Origin of the sequence: Vibrio sp. 10N.286.55.E10 (assembly GCF_002872555.1) — a bacterium.
In the GTDB taxonomy this organism is placed as follows: domain Bacteria; phylum Pseudomonadota; class Gammaproteobacteria; order Enterobacterales; family Vibrionaceae; genus Vibrio; species Vibrio crassostreae.
Map to the genome: position 1 here is coordinate 144,382 of NZ_MCSD01000008.1, position 25,308 is coordinate 169,689.

Here is a 25,308-nt window from a genome sequence, read left to right on the forward strand (position 1 = left end):
AACTGAAACAAAAAAAGCGACCCTTAAGGTCGCTTCCAATATATCAAATTCTAAAACTGGCTGTTAGCCAATTATGCTAGTGCTTTCTCAAGTTCTGCACTAACTTCAGCAACTTGCTTAGTACCGTCAAACTTAAGGTACTGAGTGTTGCCTGCTTCAGCTTCTTTACCGTAGTAAGAGATTAGCGGAGCTGTTTGATCGTGGTATACGCCTAGACGTGCACGAACGGTTTCTTCTTTGTCGTCATCACGTACAACTAGCTCTTCGCCAGTTACGTCATCTTTGCCTTCTTCTTTAGGCGGGTTGTACACAGTGTGGTATGTACGGCCTGAAGGAAGGTGAGCACGACGACCAGCCATACGCTCAACAATCACATCGTCAGCAACGTCGAATTCAACAACGTAATCAACAGCGATGCCCATTTCTTTTAGGCCATCAGCTTGTGGGATTGTGCGTGGGAAACCGTCTAGTAGGAAACCTTTCTCACAGTCATCTTGAGCGATACGCTCTTTGATAAGACCAAGGATAATTTCATCAGAAACTAGCTGACCAGCGTCGATTACTGATTTTGCTTGCTTACCAAGCTCAGTACCCGCTTTGATAGCAGCACGTAGCATGTCACCAGTTGAAATTTGAGGGATACCAAATTTGTTCATGATGAAGTTAGCTTGAGTACCTTTACCCGCGCCAGGAGCACCTAGAAGAATGATGCGCATGTTTAATCCTCTTATAAAATTATGATTTATACCGAAGCTCACTATCCCACCTTCCTCGTTCATATTTAAGATAAACAGGAAAAGTTAGGTAACAGCTGAGGTTAAGCAAAACTGTAAACAGAAGCAAAACGGTAAGTTTCGGTATAACGTTTAAAAATCATACAACTGGAAGAAATTGGTTCCTAGCTCCAGCTGATTAGGTCGAGCATTCTATCACATTAATATTCAATTTGGCTGAATTTACGACTAAAGAATGTATCGGCAACATTTGTTGTGACGATAACGGTGACGTTGACCACGTTTAATAGATTTTCAGCGACGTTCATAAAAAAAGCCCGCATTTGCGAGCTTTTTATTACAATTTTTGGCTTAACCTAAAGTCGAAAGACTAACGCTTTGTCAGTAGCTCGTTGATTGCACCCAAGAATTGTGACGGATCTTCCATTGAGCCCTTTTCAGCTAGCATCGCTTGCCCAAGTAGCAACTCAACCCAACGACCAAACGCTTGCTCGTCTGCTTCATCGGCCATTTGTTTAACCAGAGCGTGCTCAGGGTTAATCTCGAAGATGTACTTCACTTCAGGCGCAGCTTGACCAGCAGCTTCAAGAAGCTTAGCCATTTGCGTGCCCATTTCGAAGTCGTCCGTTACTACAACCGCAGGTGTTGTTGCTAGCTTGAAGGTCGTACGAACTTCTTTAACACGACCACCTAGGTAAGATTGAGTGCGCTCTACAACAGACTTGAACTCTTCTTCAGTCTCTTTCTGCTTCTCTTTCTCTTCTTCACCTTCAAACTTGCTTAGATCTAAGCCTGCTTTTGTGATCGATTGGAATTGTTTGCCATCAAAGTCAGTTAGATAGTTCATTACGTACTCATCAATGCGATCGTACATTAGAACCACTTCAATACCTTTCGCTTTGAACTGCTCCAAGTGTGGGCTGTTCTTAGCTGCAGCGTAGCTATCCGCTGTTAGGTAGTAAATCTTATCTTGGCCTTCTTTCATGCGTTCAACGTAAGATTCAAGGCTGATGGTTTGTTCAGCAGAATCCACTTCCGTTGACGAGAAACGGAGTAGACCAGCGATCTTCTCTTTATTCGCCATGTCTTCAGCTGGGCCTTCCTTCAATACTAGGCCGAACTCTTTCCAAAACTCTAGGTACTTGTCATTGTCATTCTTTGCCATGCGCTCAAGCATAGTTAGTACACGCTTGGTACATGCGCCACGAAGAGACTGAGTTACCTTGTTGTCTTGCAGGATTTCACGAGACACGTTCAATGGCAGATCGTTTGAGTCAATCAGACCGCGAACGAAACGCATGTAAGATGGCATGAACTGCTCTGCGTCATCCATGATGAATACACGCTGCACGTAAAGTTTCAAGCCACTCTTGTGGTCACGGTTCATCATGTCCCAAGGTGCTTTCGCTGGGATGTAAAGCAAGCTTGTGTAGTCGTTCTTACCTTCAACCTTGTTGTGGCTCCACGTTAGTGGATCAGCAAAGTCGTGAGATACGTGCTTGTAGAACTCTTGGTACTCTTCTTTCTCGATATCAGATTTGTTACGAGTCCAAAGCGCTTGCGCCTTGTTAATCTGTTCCCAATGCTTCTCTTCGGTGTCTTTACCTTCGTCATCTTTCACTGCTGTGAAGATAGAAACAGGAATGCCGATGTGATCAGAGTACTTACCAATCACTTCACGCAGACGCCATTCGTTTAAGAACTCTTTACCGTCTTCACGCATATGAAGAATGATGTCAGTACCGCGAGATTCTTTGGTGATGTCCTCGATGGTGTAATCGCCTTCGCCAGCAGAGTGCCATTGAACGGCTTCATTGTTTTCTAGGCCAGCTGCACGAGTGCGAACCGTTACCGCGTCAGCAACGATAAACGCAGAATAGAAACCAACACCAAATTGACCAATCAATTGAGAGTCTTTGCTTTGGTCTTCAGATAGCTTTGAGAAAAAATCTGCAGTGCCTGATTTAGCAATCGTACCTAAATGCTCAATAACATTGTCACGGCTCATGCCGATACCGTTATCAGAAATCGTTAAGGTGTTTGCTTCAGCATTGAATGAAAGTTTCACACCTAAATCAGCATCACCTTGGTAAAGGTCACCATTAGATAGAGCTTGAAAACGAAGCTTGTCAGCCGCGTCAGATGCGTTAGAGATCAGCTCACGTAGGAAGATTTCCTTATTTGAATACAGTGAGTGAATCATTAGATGAAGTAGTTGTTTTACTTCAGATTGAAAGCCACGAGTCTCTTTATTTTGCGTTGCCGTTTCGCTCATTTTTACTCCAAAACATCTATACTTTATGTTGAATAACCATAGGGGGAGTAACACTTGATGCCACTCTTATGTTCATTAACATGAGGATGACAAATGTAAATTCAAGGTCAAAAATCATAAAAACACTGTTTTTTTGATCTGTTTTTATTATCCTTGAGTCTGATAAATATAAAAGAACATAAAAGAAGCCATGATTTGGTGAAGAATTAACTGAACTTCACCTGAGATTTGTCTATTTCGCACCCCAAATCATCCAAAAGTAGAAGAATTCAATGAGCAATATCGGCACAAAGTTTATTCTCGCACAGCGGTTTGTCTTCGATCCAAACAGCAACTCACTTGTTGACCAAATGAGCGACGGCGAAGTCGTACGCCTTGGCAGCAATGAAAGCCGCATTCTCCTGATGCTGTCAGAAAGACCCAATGAAGTTATCACTCGTAATGAATTACACGAGTATGTTTGGCGAGACCAAGGCTTTGAGGTTGATGACTCTAGCTTAACGCAAGCAGTATCGACACTAAGAAAGATGCTGAAAGATTCGACCAAATCTCCAGAATTCGTAAAGACCGTGCCTAAACGCGGTTATCAATTTATTGCAACCGTTGAGCGCTCTGCCCCACTTTCATCAAATGATCAGCCAGTAGCTGCTGAAATTACCGAAAATGACGTAGAACCTATCTTGACGTTTGCAACGCCTGCAGCGACTGAAGAAACGATCACTGAAACGGTTGAATCAGAGCCAATTGCAAAAGTTCAAGAGACCAAGGTAGAACTAGAACCAGCAACCGCTCCTGTTACGGCTCCCGCTAAAAACACCAATAAGTGGCTAACATTTTGGTTACTGCTTGCCGCTTTCATCATGCCAATTCTCGTTTTGACGTTTACCAACCCGGCAGAGTCCGAGTTCAAAACATTGGCTGAAATAGATGGCGTAAAGGTTCAATCACCGATTAACCACCCAGATCTTAGCAGTTGGCTGCCAGCGATAGAGAAGTGTGTATTACGTTACAACACGAATCACACTGGCATGCTAAAGCCGACTGAAGTGATTGCAACAGGTGGGCAAACCAATAACCTTGCCCTCAACTACATTCACCCGCAAGAATACTCAAGCGAAAATGTAACTCTAAGAATTTACGCAAACCAGTCGGATGTAAACGACATTTGTAACGGTGGTCAGTAACATGAAATTAAAAGTATCGATTATTTTACTGGTTCTATCTGCATTTTTGAGTGGTTGGTTGTATTGGGGCAGCGATGCAAAAGTAGAGCGCTTGCTCACTCAGCATGAATGGCAATCTAAGATGGTGACGCTGATTAGCGATAACAAGCAAGCTGACTCAATCGGCCCACTTCGTAGAGTTGAACTATCATCGAATGCGAAGTACCTGCCAAATGGTACATATTTGAGAATGTCAGTGGTTAGACTTTACGGTAATCAAACTGAGCCTGCGAATGTCATCAACATCTCTGAAACGGGTCAGTGGGATATTAACGATAACTACTTACTGGTTTCGCCAACAGAGTTTAAAGATGTGACTTCGGCTCAGCGCCAAGACTTTTCAGAAGAGCAACTAGAGCTTATCACTCAAGTCATTAAGATGGACGCAGAGCAAAGCCGCCGCATAGACATTGTTAACCCGAAGGCACTGTTACTGACTAGCTTAAATCATGGTTCTACCGTATTGTTTTCGAACTAAAATCGAATAGCTCTTTACGGCATAGTAATAAAAAAGGAGCATGATGCTCCTTTTTTATTACCCTTAGCATCTGTTTTTTCATTGATACAGTGATATTGGTATTAAGAATTTACTCGCATTTAAAAGGATTACCCATGAGTACAGAGTCAGATCAAACAGCTTCCCCTATCACTAGAGCAACAATCACCATACACTATTGCCGTCAATGCAATTGGATGCTTCGTTCTAGTTGGTTATGCCAAGAGCTACTGCATACCTTCAGTGAAGAAATTGAACAAGTCAGTTTACATCCAGACACAGGAGGCAGGTTCGAAATCTTTTGCAATGGTGTGCAAATCTGGGAAAGAAAAGCAGATGGCGGCTTTCCTGAGGCGAAAGTTCTGAAACAAAGAGTGCGAAATATCATTGCTCCAGACAGAGACCTCGGCCACGTAGACTCAAAATAAGCCCTTTAACCGCCGATCCAATGGTTTAAAGCTGGCCACTCACGAGAACATCACCTTCAAGGCTAATAACTTTGAAGGTATTGTTTTCATAGATACCATAGCTCGCTGCGTGGCCATCTCGTGGGAATGTCACCGAACTAGGGTTAAAGATAAAGATATTATCTTGGTATTCAGCAACTGGGATATGAGTATGGCCGTGTGCAATAATATCGCCTGCCTTCAGCGCAGGGCGTTTATTGGTATTGTACAAATGACCATGGGTTAGGAAGATACGTTGGCCTGATTCTAATAGCACCCACGAGTAATCCATCATCATTGGAAAAGACAACAACATCTGATCCACTTCGCTATCGCAGTTACCACGAACGGCAATGATCTCTTGAGAAAACGCATTCAACTTATCTGCAACCGCCGGCGGGTTGTATCCCTCTGGGATCGGGTTTCTTGGACCATGATTCAGAATATCACCCAATAGAACCAAATATTGTGCACCAGAGGCTTGGTATAGCTCTAATACTTTTTCTGTTGCTGGCAGCGAACCGTGTAGGTCTGAAGCAAAAAATAATTTCACACGTACTTCTCCATAAAATTTATCAGCCTATTGTACGTATCAAAATGCTACACGTCATCTCTCGCCATACCGTTGATTACGATATTATTGTAACTAACCATACCGACTATCTTGTTGTCACAAACGACTGGCGCACGACTGATACCAAAGCGTTCAAATAGGCGAGCGCAGTATTTTACGTTCATCTCAGCAGACACGCTTAGCGCTGGCTTGGTCATGATCTCATAAACATTGGTTCGCTTCGGAGAACGGTTCTTAGCCAGTACTTTCTTAGCAATATCATTCATCAATACGATGCCGTATTCGTCACCTTCGTGGCGCTTATCGACAATGATGGCTTTCACTTTATGCTTCTTAGCCATCTCTATCGCTTCTAACACTGTGGTTAGCCCATCAATAATCACATAGGTATTTGCCATCACGTCACTGACTCGAATCTTGTCATTGGTATTCATAGTTCATCCTCCACAACCTTAGTTAATGTCTCGACCTGGTGTGCTACCCCGACTGCATCTTCGACATCAATCTGCACTGCTATACCTTGTCCCGATTCTTGGTCAAACTCACCCACGTCACTAATTCTTTCGAGAATATGCCTTGCTAGATGCTCCTCGACGACAAACAGCAACACATCTTTTTGCACCTCTAACGTTAAGCCAAAGAAGGTGGTTTTTTGGTTTAAGCCCTGCCCTCTGGCATTATTAATCACGGTTGCTCCGGTTGCGCCCGCATCACGCGCGGCATCGAGCACACTGTCTGTCTTGCTCTCTTCTACAAACGCTAAGATAAGTTTAAAGCGCATCTTTGCTCTCCTTAGAGGTGTGTAAACGGTTTAACCATTGTGTTATTTGGGCATAGCTCATCACTGAAATAATGGGAAATAAGCTGGCAAAAGCGATCAATCCAAAACCATCAATGACAGGGTTTCTTCCTGGTACGGTTGAAGCAAGCCCAAGCCCGAGCGCTGTCACCAAAGGGACTGTCACCGTTGATGTGGTTACACCGCCCGAGTCATAGGCCAATGGAATAATGAGTTTTGGGGCGTAAAAGGTTTGAATGACCACGACGACATAACCAAAAATGATGTAGTAATGGATCGGGTCTCCAGCAACAATCCGATAGCTTCCAAGCGAGATACCAATAGCGACACCCAATGCCACGGCGATTCTCAGCCCATTAACACTGATACTACCGCCCGAGACTTGATTCGCCTTAATTGCCACAGCAATCAACGAAGGCTCGGCGATTGTGGTGCTAAAACCAATACAGAATGCAAAAAGATAAACCCAATAATAGTCAAACCAAACCAACGTAAGGCCAGAGCTGACCTTAAACTCAGTCAGGAAACTTGGCTCGGTCAGTTGCATGGCCATCGTCTCTCCCAAGGGAAACAGTGCAAGTTCCAATCCCATCAAGAAAAGAGACAAACCAAGGATGACGTAAAAGAAACCAATCAGCACCTTAGCTAAATTGTTCACAGGCTTACGTAATACCGCCAACTGAAAACCAAAGATGATCACCGCAATCGGAATTACATCCACCACGGTACCTACAAAGGTGTCGACAAATTGCTGAACACTGATCATGTCACCACCATCCCATAAACCATGACAAACATCATCGGCAACAACGAAGCAAATGCAATCAATCCAAAGCCATCAATCATAGGATTTCGTCCTTTAATCGCCGAGGCTAACCCCACTCCTAATGCCGTCACTAACGGAACGGTGATCGTCGATGTTGTCACTCCACCAGAGTCATACGCAATCCCAATAATGTTTTCCGGAGCAAATGCAGTAAGCACCACAACTCCAATATAGCCACCGATGATCATGTACTGAATTGGCCAACCTTTTAAGATTCGCAGCACCCCAAGTAAAATAGCGATACCGACAGACAATGCTACGGTGAAACGCAGACCATCTGCATATTCTTCCATTTCATCTAACGTATTAGGGATGACGCCTCCCTCGGCGGCCACTTCCGCGGCTTCGGCCGCCACTGCGGTTAACGCAGGTTCGGCAATGGTGGTACCAAAACCTAAACAGAAAGCGAAGGTCAATAGCCAGAACACACTGCCCTTTCGCGCAAAAGCTTGAGCCATCGATTCGCCAATCGGGAACAACCCCATTTCAAGGCCAAAGATAAAGAAAGTCAGACCAAACACCACCAGCACTAAGCCAGTTAGAATTGATAACAGATGAGGAAGTGGCTCTTGCAAGACAGCAAGCTGGAAAAAAGCGATCACCGCCACGATCGGCAATAGATCTCTCAGGCTACCTAACATGGCTCGAAACAAAGCAAGCACCGCCGTCATCGCAATTCCTTGTCGCTGATTATGAGTTACTAATAATCATGGCAAATCCTTATCATTCCTTATGTGATAAGTATTACGCAGTTGGTAACATATCCGAGTAAAACCCATAAGTGTGATAGCGGTATACTTCCTAGCCAAATGAATTTTATTTCACTCATTCTTAAATTTAAAAAGGCGTAATTTGGGGATCACACTATTGAAACCAACTGATCGTTATAGTGATTTTTTCGTATTGATTGGCGATTAAAAACAAGCCGTGTCTATAATTATGTTTAATAGGGAGATTGGTATGAAGATATTGTTAACGGGTGGTACTGGATTTATTGGCTCTGAATTGGTCAAGAGTTGGAACACTGACGACGTAACATTGCTGACGCGGAGTCCTGAAAATGCGAAACAAAACCTAAATCACCTCAACCAGAACAATCTTCATTACATTCAATCCCTTGATGAGCTCAGTGATCTCAATGATTTTGACGTTGTAGTCAACCTCGCAGGTGAACCGATTGCAGATAAGCGTTGGAGTACAGAGCAAAAAGAGAGGATCTGTAATAGTCGCTGGCACATCACTGAAAAACTGGTCGAATTAATTCAGGCCAGTAGCAACCCACCACAAGCTTTTATTAGCGGGTCAGCCGTAGGTTACTATGGTGACCAACAACAACATCCGTTTGATGAATCATTACGAGTGGAGGATGAAAGCTTTCCTCATAAAGTGTGTGCTCACTGGGAAGAGATAGCTAAGAGAGCTCAATCAGATAACACGCGAGTGATACTACTCAGAACGGGGATTGTATTGGGAGAAAATGGCGGTGCACTCAAGAAGATGCTTATGCCGTACAAGCTCGGAGTAGGCGGCCCATTAGGCTCTGGGGAACAATACATGCCTTGGATTCACATGCTTGATATGGTGAGAGCCATTAACCACTTATTGTCGATTCCTCACGCTCAAGGGGAGTTTAATATGTGTGCTCCGCACCCTGTCACCAATAAACTGTTCAGCAGCACACTAGCCAAGCAACTACGCCGACCGCATTTCTTGTTCACTCCGAAATGGGCTATGTCGCTTCTGATGGGAGAATCATCTTGTTTGCTATTTGACAGCATTCGATCCAAACCGAAGAAGCTCACTGAAACGGGATTCAACTTTAGTTACTCTAGGATCGAACCTGCATTAAAAAACTTGTTACAACATCAAGACTAATTCTTTACCCTAGAGCGATAGAGACTCTAATAAAGGATTAAGTGTGAACAAGTCGATTCTTATTACCGGTTGCTCAACAGGTATTGGCTATACATGTGCCCATGCACTTCAAAAGCGCGGCTTTCATGTCATTGCATCTTGTCGTGAACCACAAGATGTTCAACGCCTTCAAGATGAAGGTCTCACCTGCATTCAACTCGATCTTTCCAACCAAGAAAGTATTGAAAATGGTGCCAAGCTTGCGATTGAACTCGCACCTGACGGGTTGTATGGATTATTCAACAACGGTGCTTACGGCCAAGCGGGGGCGCTAGAAGACTTACCGACTCAAGGCCTCAGAGAGCAATTCGAAACCAACTTCTTCGGCTGGCACCATCTTGTTTGTCAGATCCTTCCGCATATGCGTGAACGTGGCGAAGGCCGAATCGTACAAAACAGTTCAGTGTTAGGCTTCGCCGCTATGAAATATCGCGGCGCCTACAACGCTTCAAAGTTCGCTATTGAAGGTTGGACTGATACTCTACGTTTAGAACTACATGGCAGCGGTATACACATTTCATTACTTCAGCCCGGCCCTATCGAAACCCAGTTTAGAGCCAACGCCCTGAAAGCGTTCAATAAATGGATCAACATTTCTGGCAGTGTCCACCAAGAAGCTTACCAACAGCAAAAAGACCGACTTGAAAAAGAGTCGTCGAACAACGCTTTTGTCCTGCCTGCTGCAAGCTGCATTGAACCCGTTTTTCATGCGCTGACTGCCGATAAACCTAAGTTAAGGTACCGAGTTACGACACCAACCAAGGTATTCGCTGTGTTAAAAAGACTCCTACCAAGCCGCTTGCTAGACCCTATTTTAAGAAAAGCAGCATAAATGAGTAACTTTGAATGCACAGTCGCAAACTTTAATGTAACGATGTAATTTATTCGTAACAATAAGATGTCATGATTTAGGCTATCTCATCAATTATTCCCAATTGATGAAGCTACTTCTGGATATTTCATGACTTTAAACCGCCTTAATTGGGTAGGTGTGAGTTTGGCTATTACGTTGTTTATTCTGTTTTGAATATCTTAAGTAATACCTCACTGGCCACCTCAATGAGAACGCTGTGTCTTCCGTGTTGAGATAACAACTCTATCAACATCGAAGCATGGCGTTTTTCTATTTTTAGCGCTTTTTATCTGAGATAACTGAGTTAGATCTTGAAGTTACCGACTTCTCACCCCATATTTGCAACGTATCCACAAAACAAACCTCAAGGAACGTAAATGCAATCTCCGCATATTGTTGAACTTAATGAGCAGAACTTTCGTCAAGTATTAGAAGGTTCGATGCAGACCCCTGTACTCATCCATTTTTGGGCACCAATGAACCAAGAGAGCGCCCAAGTCATTCCTGAACTCCAAACATTAACTCAGCAATACAACGGTGCTTTTACTTTGGCCCTACTGAATTGCGAGCAAGAACAAGCGATTGCTAGCCAGTTTGGTGTTCAAGCACTGCCTACGATTGCACTGTTTGTTAACGGTCAACCTGTCGATGGACTGGGTGGTCCTCAAAGCTTAGACGCGATTGTAGAGATGCTAAGCAAACACCTTCCTAGTCAAGATGAACTCGCGCTGCGCCAAGCTCTTGAGTTAATGCAAGCAGGCGATCACACTCAAGCTCTAGCGGCAATGCAGCAACTTCCTTCTGAGCTTACAAGCAAAGGTGAAGTAAGACTGGCGATAGCAGAGTGTTTGTTAGAAACACAACAGTTTGACCTTGCTGAAACTCAGCTAGCAACCATCCCTCTTGAGTACCAAGATAATTACTACAAAGGCTTAGTTGCGAAGCTTGAACTTCATAAACAGGCAGCAGACAGCCCTGAGATTCAAGCCCTAGAATCCGCTCTTCAGCAAAACCCAAGCGATGCTAAAACGGCCTCTGAATTAGCACTGCAATACCACCAAATGAACCGTAGCGAAGAAGCAATGGATCTACTGTGGTCTTTCCTAGCAAAAGATCTTAATACTCTCGATGGTGACATGAAGAAAGAATTCATGGATATCTTGAGTGCGCTTGGACAAGGTAACGCGGTTGCGAGTAAATACCGTCGACAGTTGTACTCTCTGCTTTACTAGTCAGGTTCTGTAACAGCTGAGTCGTAAGTTAACTATCAAATCTAAATTCAATCAAATCCACCTATTAGATTTTCGAATGTAAAACATCACAATGGGCCATAAAATCAATGTTTTATGGCCCATTTCTCATTTATAAATTTGCCCCGCCTTTAAATATGCGCCAGTATGAGTAATAAACATTCAAAAACTTAAACTTGCAAAGGACTTTGTATGCCTATTGATACCTTGATTACTATTGGCGTCTTTACTGCCGTCGCACTGTTATTTATCTTCGCTGGTGTAAAAACCGTTCCACAAGGCAACAACTGGACCGTTGAACGCTTCGGACGATACACACATACTCTCAAACCGGGTCTTAACTTAATCATTCCATTTATTGATAAAGTTGGACAGCGCATCAGCATGATGGAGCGTGTACTCGACATCCCAGCACAAGAAGTCATCTCTAAAGACAACGCGAACGTAGTTATTGATGCGGTGTGTTTTGTTCAGGTTATCGACGCCCCTAAAGCAGCTTATGAAGTAAATGACCTTGAGCACGCGATCCGTAACTTAACCCTCACCAATATCCGTACTGTACTTGGCTCGATGGAGCTGGATGAAATGCTCAGCCAGCGTGACATGATCAATACCAAATTGCTTAACATCGTCGATGAAGCAACTAATCCTTGGGGCGTAAAAGTTACGCGTATTGAGATTAAAGACGTACAACCGCCAGCCGATCTTACCGCTGCAATGAATGCTCAGATGAAGGCAGAACGAAACAAACGTGCTGATATCTTAGAAGCAGAAGGCGTAAGACAAGCAGAGATCCTAAAAGCAGAAGGTCACAAGCAGTCAGAAATCCTGAAAGCGGAAGGTGAAAAACAAGCTGCAATACTTCAAGCCGAAGCTCGTGAACGTGCTGCAGAAGCAGAAGCGAAAGCGACAGAAATGGTATCGACGGCGATTGCTCAAGGCGACATGCAAGCTGTAAATTACTTTATTGCACAAGGCTACACCGACGCACTGAAATCAATTGGCCAAGCAGAAAACGGCAAGATCATCATGCTACCGCTTGAAGCAACAGGCCTAATGGGTTCTGTGGCTGGTATTGCAGAGATGTTTGCACATAAGAATGACAAAGGTAGTAAGGACTAACTTATGGTCGAATTACTAGAACAAGTAAACCACTGGCACTGGCTGGCATTTGGTCTAGCACTGCTTGCACTTGAACTGGTTGGAACCGCTGGTTACTTTTTATGGATAGGCATATCTGCCATGTTGGTCGGTGCACTTTTGGGTGCTCTACCAATTGGTTGGCAGATGCAATGGCTGTCCTTTGCAAGCTTCTCACTTATCACGACTTGGTTGTGGTGGAGAAGACAACTCTCGAATGACAAGCAATCGGATGCAGGGCGAGAGTTAAACCAAAGAGAAAAGCAACTGGTAGGTCAAATAGCTCGAATCGATACTGACATTCAAAAAGGCAAGTGTCGTATCCGTTTAGGTGACACTACATGGTCAGCGGTTACTGCCCACGACTTAGAAGCAGGCACAGAGGTGATCGTCACTGCTGTAGATGGCATAGTATTAACGATTACTCCAACTAAAGAGTAGTTGAAGCATTCCTTATTAAAGCCATAAGTAACCTACTTATGGCTTTTTCTCTACAAGTGAGTCAATGATCGGGCAATGGCTATTTGAGTCACCGGGGCATTGTTCAACCCACTCTTTTAATGTCTTCTGAATTACCAATAGATCTTCTATTTTTCTGTTCACTTCGTTTAGTTTGCTTTGCGCTTTTGCTTTAACGTCGGCACTTTCTCGACAAGGATTGTCAGCTAATTCAACAAGCGCACGGCACTCATCAAGCGAAAAACCAGCGCTTCTTGCTTTAGCAACTATCCCAAGCTCTTTAATCTGCTTCTTATCATAACTTCTATAACCATTTTCCGAGCGGAAAGGCGCAGTGATAACCCCTTTGTCTTCGTAAAGACGAATAGATTTCGTTGATAAGTTAGTAAGTTTAGCCGCTTCACTTATGTTCATGATATTACTCTAATAACCAGTTACACTTTATGCATTTATGGACCTTTAATGCCTTTGAGGCAAGAAGAAATAATACACCGTTCCTCCGTCCATGCATAACAAATATAATTTAAGAAAATAAAGTCTGCCATTTATAAGCGTTTTATTTTCAATAAAGGAAATACCTTCTATTTATTGACACTTCCAGACACCACGAATCAATAAGTTACTGATTGGTATATTGAAATTAACTTTTGTTATTTTTCATTAAAAATTTTTATACAACTTTGATCTTTCATTATCTATATACATACTTGAGTATTAAGCATGACGTTTAAATGCGATTTATTTTATTTTTTGGTAAGTATGAAGGATGGAAAATATGAAACTTTTAACTTTAGCACTAACTTCAGTGTTTATTTTTTCAGCTCCCGTCTCTATTGCGCAAAACAACGCAGGAAAAGTATTTGGTGCAGGTGTTCAGTGCACATTCAATGACGGAGCGGTAAAACAACTGCCCCGTGAACTATGTAAGGCATATGGTGGTACGCATCAATAATTACAGTGGGTAGGTTTAGGGAAACTGTTCCTTAGCCTACCTAAATTTGTAGAAGTCAGCACCAATGAATGCATCCCAGCCTCTTTGCCATTCAGCTTTGATCATCACCTCTTGAGGCATATCCACACATTGATCTATGTATCTTGTTCCTTTGATACCTTTTTCAAACGCTTTGTAGGGGTCACAAAACTCTGATTTTCCTTTTTCATATCCAGCAAGATAGGCAGATTCATCAAACTCAACCTTTCCTTTAATATCTGCCAATGAATTATTATCTATCGCATAACCATGACTTCCAAAGCGCTCCCCTTGACCATACCAAAACTCAGATGCGGTTTTCGGTGAAGAGGTACATGCAGCTAAACTAAAAGCAATTAATGTAATGGGAATAATACGTTTCATAAATATCTCCTAAAAAGCAAAAAAGCTGGGCAAATGCCCAGCTTTTTCTATTTCTTATCTAACTTACTTAACTCCGAAAGGAATTGTTAATGCTAGTTTGAAATCGGTCTCATCATTGAATCCGTTAGAATAAACAGCCCAATCATTTGCGTTAGTGTCATTGTAGTAGTTAGTGTAGTAGAAGCTAATGTTAGCATCTTTTAATGCACCAGCTTGAATTGCGTAGTTTGCGAAGAAGCTGTATGCGTACTCTACTAGTTCATCGTAACCATCAGCTTTAGCACCAGCACCATAAGCACCACTTACACCAGCACTGAAGCCTGTTCCACCGATATCAGAGAAATCACGAGATGATGATAGGAAGAACGCATATTCGCCATCGTGGTTAAAGTCAGAACGGTTGTTCCACCAAATATCATAAGCACCGTTAGAACCACCATAAGCCTCTGTTAAACGGTATGACATATTACCAACATTGCCACGAGTATCTTCAGAATCAGCAACTGTATATGTTGCTTCTGCACGGAAGCTGTATTGGCCCAAAGACATAGATGTCAATAACGCAGTTTGGAATGCTGTGCTATCAAATTGGTTGTCATCATCTACTACGTATAGTTGAGGAGACCAATATAGGCCACCATCGGTTGTACCTTTAACTTTAACATGGAAGTTCTTACGGTCACCATCTGTCAGAGCACCGTAACCAACGTCAAAAGAAATACCGTTATCTAACGCATAGCGAGCACCTAATGAGTATACTTCACCAGCATCATTGCCAGCACCATCTTGGAACTCGTAAGTTTCTTTGAACCAAGGAGCTTTGTAGTTATCGGCCACAACAAAACCAAGAGAAAGATCACCAAAACTAGCTCCAACTTCACCACCGCGGTATGTACCAGGAGCGAATGACCAGTTAACACCTAATGAGCTTGGTACAGACGGTTGGAAGTAACCAAGCTGAGCATTTACACTCTCACCAAACTTAAACTTCATGGCTGCTTTTGCAAATGAAACACCATTGTCAGTGTTATCACCGCGCCCATCTTCCCAACAGTCTGTAGAATAAACTGAATCACATTGGAAGAAGTTCATCTCGTGACCACCACCCCATTTACCAGCTTCTTGCCACATATCAAATGTGCTGTATACAACAGCGTCAACACCAACGACGTCCGCTACATAACCAGAGTGGAAACCTAAATTAGCAAAAATAGAGCCGTGGTCTAAGTTAGCAGTTTTTGCAGTGTCGTTACCGTTTGCATCTTTACCAGCTCGGTCACGAGCACGCATGAAAAAGTTTAGGTTACCGCTAATAGTAGATTCAGAGAAAAACTCTGATGCCTGACTTGCATACTCAGGACCGATTGGATCTTCAGCCATAGCTGGAGCAGCAGAAAGTGCACCTACCATTGCTGCTGTAATCGCAGATACTTTAAAAAATTTGTTTTCCATGGAATAAAACTCCTAAAAATGGATATAGCTGTTTGAATATTCCCCACCTAAAGTTGGCCGCCGTAGAGAGAAATACCTTTTCTTGTTTGAGAACCCTAAACTCTGAATTCTCTATTTCCTTTCTGGTTATACACATCGTGTGCATCCATGGCATTAAGACTAACTTCGCCCTCAAAAAGATCAATGAGAACTTAATTTTCATCTAAAAAAATATGAGTTGGTGCAAATTTAGTAGGTACTTAGTGATCCAGATCGATAAATTGTAAAGCTCACAACCAAAAACAATAAAAACAATAAATATCAACCACTTGAATGGATTGCGCTCTTGTAAAAATAGAAGTAACTCGCATTTTTGATACAACTACAATGGTATTTCATTAATGTTGAGCAGCGTCACTGTCCTGATTTTAGAGTTCGTATAGGAACAAAATTCTCAACAATTAAAAAGCCCTCATTTTTATATCAGAAACAAAAAAGGCACTCCCTTGAAAGAAGTGCCTTTGAGCTTTTTTTATCTGTATTTACTTACGAAATAAGGGCTATTAGATCTTCTTCGGTTCTTATTTCGATACCTAAATCTTGTGCTTTGGTTAATTTAGAACCCGCAGCTTCTCCGGCAAACAAGATGTCCGTTTTCTTCGATACGCTACCCGTCACTTTCGCACCTAATGCTTGTAACGCAGCTTTAGCTTCACTTCGACCTAATTGCGACAATGAACCTGTTAACACAACGACTTTACCTTCCAAAGGCAGTTCTTGGTCATCAGGAGCTTCTTCGATCACAGGCCAGTTCACACCAAGCTCGATTAACTGATCAACAACCGCTCTGTTTTTCTCTTGTGAGAAGAAACTGGTGATGTGGCTAGCAACGATGTCACCAATATCTGACACTTCCACTAGCTGTTCATGAGTTGCAGCTTGAACCAGTTCCAACGTCTTAAAGTGTTGCGCTAGGTTCATCGCTGTCGCTTCACCGACTTCACGAATACCGAGTGAATAGAGGAAACGCGCTAAGGTCGTGTCTTTGGCTTTATTCAGCGCGCTCACGACGTTCTGTGCCGATTTAGGCCCCATTCGGTCAAGAACAGTAATCACGCCAGCACTTAGCTTAAATAAATCAGCAGGTGTTTCGACCATTTCACGGTCCACAAGCTGCTCAATTACTTTCACGCCCAGTCCATCAACGTCTAGCGCCTTTCTAGAAACAAAGTGTTTAAGGGCTTCTTTACGCTGCGCCTGACACACTAAACCGCCGGTACAACGCGCTACCGCTTCGCCTTCTACACGCTCAACCGCAGAGCTACATACAGGGCAAGCATCAGGGAAAACAATGTCTTTCGCAGTCTCAGGACGACGATCTTGTACAACCGCAACGATCTGTGGAATTACATCACCAGCTCGGCGAATAATAACGCTGTCGCCTACCTTCACGCCTAAACGAGCAATCTCATCGGCATTGTGTAAAGTGGCATTACTAACCGTCACGCCGCCTACGAAGATAGGTTCTAGTTTAGCAACCGGCGTAATAGCGCCAGTACGGCCTACCTGAAATTCAACGTCATTGAGCAGTGTAATCTCTTCTTGAGCAGGGAACTTATAAGCAATTGCCCAACGTGGCGCTCTAGCAACAAAGCCAAGCACTTCTTGAGCCGCGATGTCGTCGACTTTGATAACAACGCCATCGATCTCGTAAGCCAGAGCATCACGACGAGTCATAATATCTTGGTAATAGGCTTTCACGTCTTCAAGAGAGGTCAGTTGCTTAGTCTCAGGGCACATAGGTAAGCCCCAGCCTTTAAGCTGTAAGAAGCGTTGGTAGTGACTATTTGATAGCTCAGCGCCTTGAACAACACCGACACTGTATGCGTAGAAAGCTAACGGACGTTTCGCTGTAATACGAGAATCAAGCTGACGTAGGCTACCTGCGGCGGCATTACGTGGGTTAACAAAGACTTTCTCGCCTTTCTTCAAAGCCATCTCATTCAACTTATCGAAGCCGGCTTTTGGCATAAACACTTCGCCACGAACTTCAATACGCTCTGGCCAGCCTTCACCTTGCAACTTAAGTGGAATTGAGCTGATGGTACGTACGTTTTCCGTGATGTTTTCACCCGTTGCGCCATCACCACGAGTCGCCGCTTGAACTAATGTCCCGTTCACGTAAAGCAAGCTCACAGCGAGGCCATCGAGTTTAGGCTCGCAACAGAAAGTTTTAAGGTTCGCGGTTGGTGCTCTATCGGACATACGCTTATTGAACGCATCCAAGTCTTCGTCAGAGAATGCATTGTCTAGAGAAAGCATTGGGATTTCGTGAGTCACTTGCGTGAAGCCATCTAAAGGCTGACCGCCAACACGTTGGCTTGGTGAATCCACCGTAACAAGCTCTGGATTCTCTTCTTCGATCTTTAGCAATTGCTGCATTAATCGATCGTACTCGACATCAGGGATCTCAGGGCTATCTTCTACGTAATAACGAACGGCGTGATAATGCAGAGTTTCTCTTAACTGCTCTAAGGTAACTTGAATCGATTCTTTCATATCATTCTCTGTCGTGATTGAAATATCAAAAAGGGCTCCCTTAGGAGCCCTTTTCTATAAATATAGATTATTTACAAGGCTAAACAATACGGCTAGGCGTTCGATGCCGTCATAAAGTCTCTGATTTGCTTGCGGTAATCAGATAAACGGTTTGGTGTCATTAAGTTACGTGACTCATCCAATACGTTTCCGCCCATATCATCAGCAATTTTCTGCGCCGCACTCAACATTACATTGAAGTTTTGATCAGCCTGACCGTAACAAGGCAACGTCATAAAGAACGAAATACCTTTAGTCGTGAAGTCAGCAGGGTCGTCATGTTCTAGAGTACCTGGCTGCATCATGTTCGCTACGCTGAAAATAACTTTTGGTTCGTCACTCGCTTGTGCAAAGCAGTGGTAGATAGACATCTCACCATAAGTTAGACCGTTGTTTTCCATGCTGCGGAACAGCTCAGTACCCACGAATGGGATCTCTCCAGCACAGTGAACATTAAGAACGATAACTTCTAAACCAAGTTCTTCATCTGACTTCGCTTCTTCAACAGGCGCACTTTGCGGAGTAACAACTTCTTTCGCAACAACAGGCTCACCAGGGGTGAACGTTTCGTTTGGAACAAGTGGCTCATCAACCGTCTCAGAAGTTTCTTCAAACGAACCGTACTGCTCTTTAAAGCCTGCATGGTTTTCTTTTTGTTCGTCGGTCAACTCAAAGCTTGGAACTTCAGGCTCAATAACCTTCTCCTCCTTAAGCTCTTCCGGTTCACTTTCAACCTTGATTGGGTCTTCAACGCTGAAAGAAGGAAGATCATTCAATTCGATGTCGTCTTCGTGAACTTCTTTCACTTGTGGCGCTGTAAGCGGATCTGAATCGATTAGAGGATCAGTCGCAGATGGCGAAACAGCAAAATCCGGTTCTTTGCGTTCTTTTCGGATTATCTCAAAATCATCTTCTGGGGCGAATGAACGATTTGGGATAGTTTCTGCTTCATCTAAGCTATCGTTATCAAGCTTACCAAGCGGCTTATCTCCAAACTTTGCTTTCCCTTCTTTTTTACTCGTCCATAGACCATGGAACAATAATGCGGCGATAGCTAATGCGCCAACAATAATGAGTACAAATCGCAATTCCTGCATTTTTCGCTCTCAGCTTTCTTAGTCAACTAGCGATAAACACGCTGTCACTAAGTTGGGTTAATTTGGCTAATCTCACTACTCTATCAAAAGTAGCTACTGTTTTAGAACAACTTAATACAATTAGTTCCTTACATGGTGTGATTTTCACCACGCTTTTTTTCTTAATTTTGGTCGAGTACACTAGACATGTTTGCTATTTAATCAAATTCACATGTGACCTAATTTAAATATGACTATTGAATCTGTTCCCCGCTCCGGCTTTGGCTATTTTATTTTCGGAATAAAAATCGCTTTGTCACCGAGCATTCGTAAGTTTGTACTCATGCCACTTATCGCGAACGTGTTACTCGTTGGTGGTGCCTTGTTTTATATCTTCTCCAACCTAAACACTTGGATTGAAGGTTGGATTGGTGCGTTACCAAGCTTCTTATCGTGGTTGTCATACATTTTATGGCCATTACTAGTGTTAACCATCTTGGCCACGTTCTCGTATTTCTTTAGTACGCTCGCTAACTTCATTGCCGCACCGTTCAACGGCTTGCTCGCGGAAAAAGTTGAAGAGTTGCTGAGCGGTAAAAAAGTGAATGACGATGGTTTACTTGATGTTCTCAAAGATACCCCACGTATATTAGCGAGAGAATGGCGCAAGCTTGTCTACGTTCTGCCAAAAGCGATCGGTTTATTCCTACTTTTGTTAATTCCAGCACTAGGGCAAACCGTTGCACCGTTTTTATGGTTCATCTTCACAGCATGGATGTTAGCGATTCAATACGCTGACTACCCGTTCGATAATCATAAAATCAAGTTCGATGACATGAGAAACAATTTGAAACAAAAACAAGGTAAGAGCTACAGCTTCGGTGCGCTTGTTTCTGTTTTCACGACCATTCCAATTTTAAACCTGATTGTAATGCCCGTTGCCGTTTGTGGCGCAACAGCAATGTGGGTTGCTGAGTTTAAAGACCAAGCCCTACGCTCACGTCTATAGTTCTCGTCTTTAACCCTGCCTATACTTCCTAGTTTCGCCTATCTTTTTGAAGTTCTGATTTCAATAAAGATAGGCGTCAATTCTGCTACATATCTATATGATATAACTTTTTAATCCTTTTACCTTTTTTTCAACTTGTTTAATCTAAATTCAAGCTGAACAAACATCGAAAGACACTAGACGGTAAAGTGATTGATATACTACGTTTAGTTCTGTCATTAAATGAAGGAATATCGCATGAGCAAGATCTACGAAGACAACACCCTAACGATTGGTAACACACCTCTAGTCCGCCTTAACAAAGTAAGCAAAGGTAACGTCCTAGCTAAGATCGAAGCTCGTAACCCAAGCTTCAGTGTTAAGTGTCGTATCGGTTCAAACATGATCTGGGAAGCAGAAAAAGCAGGTACTCTGAAGCCAGGTATTGAGCTTGTTGAACCGACTAGTGGTAACACTGGTGTTGCTCTTGCCTTCGTAGCCGCGGCGCGCGGTTACAAGCTAACGCTAACTATGCCTGAGTCAATGAGCCTAGAACGTCGTAAGTTGCTTAAAGCGCTTGGCGCAAACCTAGTGCTGACTGAAGCACCAAAAGGCATGAACGGCGCGATTGCTAAAGCAGAAGAGATTGTTGCTTCAGATCCAAGTAAATACCTACTACTACAACAATTCAACAACCCAGCAAACCCACAGATTCACGAGCAGACGACTGGCCCTGAAATTTGGGAAGCAACAGACGGCGAAATCGACGTGTTTGTAGCGGGTGTTGGTACGGGTGGTACTATCACTGGTACAAGTCGTTACATTAAAGGTGAAAAAGGCAAAGCGATTACTTCAGTAGCAGTTGAACCAGCCGAGTCTCCAGTCATTGCACAAGCGCTTGCAGGCGAAGAAATCAAGCCAGCTCCACACAAAATTCAAGGTATCGGTGCAGGTTTCATCCCTGGAAACCTAGATTTAGAGATTATTGACCGTGTTGAATCGGTAACTTCTGAAGAAGCGATTGAGATGGCTCAACGCCTAATGAAAGAAGAAGGTATTCTTGCAGGTATCTCATCTGGCGCGGCAGTTGTAGCTGCGAACAGAATCGCAGAACTACCTGAATTTGCAGGAAAAACTATCGTTACCGTACTACCAAGCTCTGGTGAGCGTTACCTAAGTACAGCCCTATTTGCTGGCATCTTTACGGAAAAAGAGAACCAACAATAATATGTGGTCAAATCAATTTTTCGTCCAAAAAAGCCCCGTTTAGGGGCTTTTTTGTTGATCCCTGCCCCACCTTTGGTAATATCGGGTCTGTTTTATTTTTCGCTTCAAAATAAAAGAAGCAATAAACAAATTCTGAAAGTCATGAGTACTCAACAAAAGACGACCATGGCTGGATAAAAATTTATAACCAGTCTAAGTTCTAACACGAACATGGCGTACTAGCCTCTAGCGCATTTGGGCTAAAGCAGTTAAGCTAATCTGGTTACAAACTTACAAAAAATAAATTAATTGGGGTATATAAAATGTACGAGAAGCAAGTAGAAATCACAGCAGAAAACGGTCTTCACACTCGTCCAGCTGCACAGTTCGTTAAAGAAGCAAAATCTTTCGACGCTGACATCACAGTGACTTCTAACGGCAAAAGCGCTAGCGCGAAAAGCCTGTTCAAACTACAAACTTTAGGCCTAGTAAAAGGTACTAACGTTACTATTTCAGCTGAAGGTCCTCAAGCTCAGCAAGCAGTTGACCACCTAGTTGCTCTTATGGATCAACTACACTAATACGGTCTCCTTCTTTCAAAGCCATTTTGCATAGCAAAGTGGCTTTGTTCGAAATAGATAGGAATAAGCGCGACATTAGTCGACGACTTAAAGTCACACACTCTCCCGTTTACAGTTGAACAACTAAGGTAAGGCTATGATTTCAGGCATCCTAGCATCTCCTGGTATTGCTTTCGGTAAAGCACTACTACTTCAAGAAGATGAAATTGTCCTAAACACTCAATCTATCTCTGACGACCAAGTTGAAGCAGAAGTACAGCGTTTCTTTGACGCTCGTAACAAATCTTCTCAGCAACTTGAAGTTGTTAAGCAAAAAGCACTTGAAACTTTTGGCGAAGAAAAAGAAGCAATCTTTGAAGGCCACATCATGCTGCTTGAAGATGAAGAGCTAGAAGAAGAGATTTTAGCACTCATCAAGAAAGACAAAATGCACGCAGACAACGCGATCCACACTGTGATCGAAGAGCAAGCTGTTGCACTAGAGTCTCTTGATGATGAGTACCTAAAAGAACGTGCAACTGATATCCGTGATATCGGTACTCGTTTCGTTAAAAATGCTCTAGGCATCAACATTGTATCTCTAGCAGACATCAATGAAGAAGTTATCCTAGTAGCTTACGACCTAACGCCATCTGAAACTGCACAAATCAACCTAGACTACGTTCTTGGTTTCGCTTGTGACATCGGCGGTCGTACATCTCATACTTCAATCATGGCACGTTCTCTTGAGCTTCCAGCTATCGTTGGTACTAACGATATCACTAAGCAAGTTAAGAACGGCGACATGCTTGTGCTAGACGCGATGAACAACAAGATCATCATCAACCCTTCTGAAGCTGAATTAGCGGAAGCTAAGAAAATCAAAGCAGATTTCGAAGCAGAAGCGGCTGAACTAGCAAAACTAAAAGATTTGCATGCTGAAACTCTAGACGGTCACCGTGTAGAAGTTTGTGGCAACATCGGTACAGTAAAAGACTGTGACGGTATCCTGCGTAACGGCGGTGAAGGCGTTGGTCTGTACCGTACTGAATTCCTATTTATGGACCGTGACGCGCTTCCTACTGAAGAAGAGCAATACGTTGCTTACAAAGAAGTAGCTGAAGCAATGGAAGGCGAGTCAGTGATTATCCGTACTATGGATATCGGTGGCGACAAAGACCTACCATACATGGACCTTCCACAAGAGATGAACCCTTTCCTAGGCTGGCGTGCAGTACGTATCAGCTTGGATCGTCGTGAAATCCTACGTGACCAACTACGTGGCATCCTACGCGCATCTGCACACGGTAAACTACGTATCATGTTCCCAATGATCATTTCTGTTGAAGAGATCCGTGAACTGAAAAAAGCAATCGAAGAGTACAAAGTTGAACTTCGCGCTGAAGGCCTAGCTTTCGATGAAGAAATCGAAATCGGCGTAATGGTTGAGACTCCAGCTGCTGCTGCAATCGCACACCACCTAGCGAAAGAAGTATCTTTCTTCTCTATCGGTACTAACGACCTAACGCAATACACTCTTGCGGTAGACCGTGGTAACGAAATGATTTCTCACCTATATAACCCACTATCTCCTGCTGTTCTTACAGTAATCAAGCAAGTGATCGACGCATCACACGCTGAAGGTAAGTGGACTGGTATGTGTGGTGAACTTGCTGGTGATGAGCGTGCAACGCTACTTCTTCTTGGTATGGGTCTAGATGAGTTCTCTATGAGCGGTATCTCTATCCCTAAAGTTAAGAAGGTAATTCGTAACTCTAACTTCGCTGAAGTTAAAGCTATGGCTGACGAAGCACTATCTCTACCTACAGCTGCAGAAATTGAAGCTTGCGTAGAAAAATTCATCGCTGAGAAAACTCAGTAATCGCCAAATGCTTAATAAAGTTAGACGGCTAAAAATAGTCGTCTAATTTGTTAGATTGGTATAGTATATTCTACAGAATAAAACTAAACGTTAGGAGCATGACACAATGGGTCTGTTTGACAAACTGAAAAAGCTTGTATCTGATGACAGCGCTGATGCTGGTGCAATCGAAATCATCGCACCTCTTTCTGGTGAAATCGTAAACATCGAAGATGTGCCAGATGTAGTTTTCGCTGAAAAAATCGTTGGTGACGGCATCGCGATCAAACCAGCTGGCGACAAAATGGTAGCTCCAGTTAACGGTACTATCGGTAAGATCTTCGAAACTAACCACGCATTCTCTATCGAGTCTGACGACGGTGTTGAGCTTTTCGTTCACTTCGGTATCGATACTGTTGAACTTAAAGGCGAAGGCTTCACTCGTGTAGCTGAAGAAGGTCAATCTGTTAAAGCTGGTGACACTATCATCACTTTCGACCTAGCGCTTCTAGAAGAGAAAGCGAAATCTACGCTTACTCCAGTTGTTATCTCTAACATGGACGAAATCAAGGAGCTGAACAAGCTTTCTGGTTCTGTAACTGTTGGCGAAACTCCAGTTCTTAAAGTAACTAAGTAATCTCGATTACTTATCTGCTTTAATGAAAACGCTACCTAAGGGTGGCGTTTTTTGTGCCTGCTGTTTTTTTTCAATACCTCAGATAGCAATACTGACTATCACACCAAAACTCTTCTCCAAGCTCCCTCAAAGAATCACAACCACACTGACCGTTTGCGCCCTACTATCCAACTAGGTTTTGACTAAACGTTATTAAGCGCTATTCAATGCATTTCGCCTATACATCAAATTACACTTGTGATGTGTAACAAACAGCAGTTCTCTGATATCTCGTTCTACTCGATTCTGAGATGACGACTAAAGACTTCGATTCAGGTAAGTAATAGAAGATCAATACCACCCTGTAGTCGTCATTCCCTACAGTGAGGAAAAAGCGTGATAGGGAATCTCGCTTTTGCTTCTGTTTACCCGCACTACACTTTTCCAAATACACCTTCACCAAATTTCAGGCAATAAAAAACCCAGCCGAAGCTGGGTCTGTTTAGCGCTCATCTCTCACCACGAGCTAATTTGTGGAAGCCTAACGTTAACGCTTATGATCAAAACTACTTATAGTCAACGTGGCCTTTCAATCGATTAACCTAGTAGGCTAAGTGCCGAGTTCGGTG

The 25,308-nt window shown here is 43.1% G+C and carries 27 protein-coding genes; 14 read left to right on the forward strand and 13 right to left on the reverse strand.

All coding sequences use genetic code 11. The features are described from left to right. Positions 1–71 precede the first annotated feature (71 nt). The gene (gene adk / locus BCV39_RS06855; protein ID WP_048660860.1) at positions 72–716 is read right to left on the reverse strand and encodes an adenylate kinase; all 645 of its coding nucleotides are present in this window, start codon (positions 714–716) and stop codon (positions 72–74) included. Positions 717–1,104: 388 nt separating this feature from the next. After that, on the reverse strand, positions 1,105–3,009 hold the full coding sequence (gene htpG, locus BCV39_RS06860; protein WP_048660861.1) for a molecular chaperone HtpG: 1,905 nt from the start codon (positions 3,007–3,009) through the stop codon (positions 1,105–1,107). 272 nt (positions 3,010–3,281) lie between these two features. On the opposite strand from htpG, the gene BCV39_RS06865 reads away from it, so the two are divergent. The 3 genes from BCV39_RS06865 to BCV39_RS06875 all read left to right on the forward strand — a co-directional run bounded on the left by BCV39_RS06865 (position 3,282) and on the right by BCV39_RS06875 (position 5,156). Continuing rightward, positions 3,282–4,193 (forward strand): transcriptional regulator, encoded by a 912-nt coding sequence (locus BCV39_RS06865; RefSeq protein ID WP_048660862.1) that lies wholly within the window; start codon positions 3,282–3,284, stop codon positions 4,191–4,193. 1 nt (position 4,194) lies between these two features. Next, a complete protein-coding gene (locus BCV39_RS06870) occupies positions 4,195–4,710 on the forward strand; it encodes a regulatory protein ToxS (protein WP_017066005.1) in 516 nt (171 codons plus the stop codon). 134 nt (positions 4,711–4,844) lie between these two features. Further along, entirely contained in the window at positions 4,845–5,156 is a 312-nt protein-coding gene (locus BCV39_RS06875) for a SelT/SelW/SelH family protein (RefSeq protein ID WP_048660863.1), read from the forward strand. A 25-nt stretch (positions 5,157–5,181) separates the two neighbouring features. On the opposite strand, the gene yfcE is transcribed toward BCV39_RS06875, so the two are convergent. From yfcE to BCV39_RS06900, 5 genes are read right to left on the reverse strand one after another with little or no spacing between them, the layout of a single operon-like run. Further along, the gene (yfcE, locus tag BCV39_RS06880) at positions 5,182–5,727 is read right to left on the reverse strand and encodes a phosphodiesterase (RefSeq protein ID WP_102432776.1); all 546 of its coding nucleotides are present in this window, start codon (positions 5,725–5,727) and stop codon (positions 5,182–5,184) included. A gap of 47 nt (positions 5,728–5,774) precedes the next feature. Next, a complete protein-coding gene (locus BCV39_RS06885; protein ID WP_102432775.1) occupies positions 5,775–6,182 on the reverse strand; it encodes a CBS domain-containing protein in 408 nt (135 codons plus the stop codon). After that, positions 6,179–6,529, reverse strand: a complete 351-nt coding sequence (locus BCV39_RS06890) for a P-II family nitrogen regulator (protein ID WP_048660866.1) — start codon at positions 6,527–6,529, stop codon at positions 6,179–6,181. Before BCV39_RS06890 ends, BCV39_RS06885 begins: the two co-directional genes overlap by 4 nt. After that, positions 6,519–7,313 carry a DUF1538 domain-containing protein gene (locus BCV39_RS06895; protein ID WP_102432774.1) on the reverse strand — a complete coding sequence of 265 codons (795 nt, stop codon included), beginning with the start codon at positions 7,311–7,313 and terminating at the stop codon, positions 6,519–6,521. The genes BCV39_RS06890 and BCV39_RS06895 overlap by 11 nt, the downstream gene beginning before the upstream one ends. Beyond that, positions 7,310–8,044, reverse strand: a complete 735-nt coding sequence (locus tag BCV39_RS06900; RefSeq protein ID WP_048660868.1) for a DUF1538 domain-containing protein — start codon at positions 8,042–8,044, stop codon at positions 7,310–7,312. The genes BCV39_RS06895 and BCV39_RS06900 overlap by 4 nt, the downstream gene beginning before the upstream one ends. 289 nt (positions 8,045–8,333) lie before the next feature. Between BCV39_RS06900 and BCV39_RS06905 the strand changes: the two genes are divergently transcribed. The 5 genes from BCV39_RS06905 to BCV39_RS06925 all read left to right on the forward strand — a co-directional run bounded on the left by BCV39_RS06905 (position 8,334) and on the right by BCV39_RS06925 (position 12,971). Beyond that, the gene (locus tag BCV39_RS06905; RefSeq protein WP_102432773.1) at positions 8,334–9,248 is read left to right on the forward strand and encodes a TIGR01777 family oxidoreductase; all 915 of its coding nucleotides are present in this window, start codon (positions 8,334–8,336) and stop codon (positions 9,246–9,248) included. A gap of 43 nt (positions 9,249–9,291) precedes the next feature. Then, positions 9,292–10,119 (forward strand): SDR family oxidoreductase, encoded by an 828-nt coding sequence (locus tag BCV39_RS06910; protein WP_102432772.1) that lies wholly within the window; start codon positions 9,292–9,294, stop codon positions 10,117–10,119. Between the two features lie 398 nt (positions 10,120–10,517). Beyond that, the gene (locus tag BCV39_RS06915; protein ID WP_102432771.1) at positions 10,518–11,372 is read left to right on the forward strand and encodes a co-chaperone YbbN; all 855 of its coding nucleotides are present in this window, start codon (positions 10,518–10,520) and stop codon (positions 11,370–11,372) included. 210 nt (positions 11,373–11,582) lie between these two features. Beyond that, positions 11,583–12,512 carry an SPFH domain-containing protein gene (locus tag BCV39_RS06920; RefSeq protein WP_017063395.1) on the forward strand — a complete coding sequence of 310 codons (930 nt, stop codon included), beginning with the start codon at positions 11,583–11,585 and terminating at the stop codon, positions 12,510–12,512. Between the two features lie 3 nt (positions 12,513–12,515). Next, complete coding sequence (locus BCV39_RS06925; protein ID WP_102432770.1) at positions 12,516–12,971, forward strand: NfeD family protein; 456 nt, start codon at positions 12,516–12,518, stop codon at positions 12,969–12,971. Between the two features lie 36 nt (positions 12,972–13,007). Here BCV39_RS06925 and cueR read toward each other — a convergent pair whose 3' ends face one another. Beyond that, positions 13,008–13,403, reverse strand: coding sequence for a Cu(I)-responsive transcriptional regulator (gene cueR, locus BCV39_RS06930; protein WP_102432769.1), 396 nt, complete (start codon positions 13,401–13,403; stop codon positions 13,008–13,010). A gap of 361 nt (positions 13,404–13,764) precedes the next feature. Here cueR and BCV39_RS23140 point away from each other — a divergent pair, with 361 nt between their 5' ends. Beyond that, positions 13,765–13,941, forward strand: coding sequence for a hypothetical protein (locus tag BCV39_RS23140; RefSeq protein WP_198591312.1), 177 nt, complete (start codon positions 13,765–13,767; stop codon positions 13,939–13,941). A 36-nt stretch (positions 13,942–13,977) separates the two neighbouring features. On the opposite strand, the gene BCV39_RS06935 is transcribed toward BCV39_RS23140, so the two are convergent. The 5 genes from BCV39_RS06935 to zipA form a co-directional block, all read right to left on the reverse strand. Beyond that, on the reverse strand, positions 13,978–14,343 hold the full coding sequence (locus tag BCV39_RS06935; RefSeq protein WP_102432768.1) for a DUF2799 domain-containing protein: 366 nt from the start codon (positions 14,341–14,343) through the stop codon (positions 13,978–13,980). Between the two features lie 63 nt (positions 14,344–14,406). Next, positions 14,407–15,795, reverse strand: coding sequence for a multidrug transporter (locus tag BCV39_RS06940; RefSeq protein ID WP_102432767.1), 1,389 nt, complete (start codon positions 15,793–15,795; stop codon positions 14,407–14,409). Next, positions 15,776–15,931 carry a DNA ligase gene (locus BCV39_RS23325; protein ID WP_102432766.1) on the reverse strand — a complete coding sequence of 52 codons (156 nt, stop codon included), beginning with the start codon at positions 15,929–15,931 and terminating at the stop codon, positions 15,776–15,778. Before BCV39_RS23325 ends, BCV39_RS06940 begins: the two co-directional genes overlap by 20 nt. A gap of 389 nt (positions 15,932–16,320) precedes the next feature. Continuing rightward, positions 16,321–18,333, reverse strand: a complete 2,013-nt coding sequence (ligA, locus tag BCV39_RS06950) for an NAD-dependent DNA ligase LigA (RefSeq protein WP_102432765.1) — start codon at positions 18,331–18,333, stop codon at positions 16,321–16,323. Between the two features lie 92 nt (positions 18,334–18,425). Beyond that, the gene (zipA, locus tag BCV39_RS06955) at positions 18,426–19,469 is read right to left on the reverse strand and encodes a cell division protein ZipA (RefSeq protein ID WP_102433287.1); all 1,044 of its coding nucleotides are present in this window, start codon (positions 19,467–19,469) and stop codon (positions 18,426–18,428) included. 229 nt (positions 19,470–19,698) lie between these two features. On the opposite strand from zipA, the gene cysZ reads away from it, so the two are divergent. The 5 genes from cysZ to crr all read left to right on the forward strand — a co-directional run bounded on the left by cysZ (position 19,699) and on the right by crr (position 24,700). Then, positions 19,699–20,457 (forward strand): sulfate transporter CysZ, encoded by a 759-nt coding sequence (gene cysZ / locus BCV39_RS06960; protein ID WP_048660878.1) that lies wholly within the window; start codon positions 19,699–19,701, stop codon positions 20,455–20,457. 237 nt (positions 20,458–20,694) lie between these two features. After that, positions 20,695–21,663, forward strand: coding sequence for a cysteine synthase A (gene cysK / locus BCV39_RS06965; RefSeq protein WP_060982183.1), 969 nt, complete (start codon positions 20,695–20,697; stop codon positions 21,661–21,663). A gap of 302 nt (positions 21,664–21,965) precedes the next feature. After that, positions 21,966–22,223, forward strand: a complete 258-nt coding sequence (locus BCV39_RS06970) for an HPr family phosphocarrier protein (RefSeq protein WP_004734263.1) — start codon at positions 21,966–21,968, stop codon at positions 22,221–22,223. A 136-nt stretch (positions 22,224–22,359) separates the two neighbouring features. After that, positions 22,360–24,084 carry a phosphoenolpyruvate-protein phosphotransferase PtsI gene (gene ptsI, locus BCV39_RS06975; RefSeq protein ID WP_048660880.1) on the forward strand — a complete coding sequence of 575 codons (1,725 nt, stop codon included), beginning with the start codon at positions 22,360–22,362 and terminating at the stop codon, positions 24,082–24,084. 106 nt (positions 24,085–24,190) lie between these two features. Next, entirely contained in the window at positions 24,191–24,700 is a 510-nt protein-coding gene (gene crr, locus BCV39_RS06980) for a PTS glucose transporter subunit IIA (RefSeq protein ID WP_004737851.1), read from the forward strand. Positions 24,701–25,308: the final 608 nt, after the last annotated feature.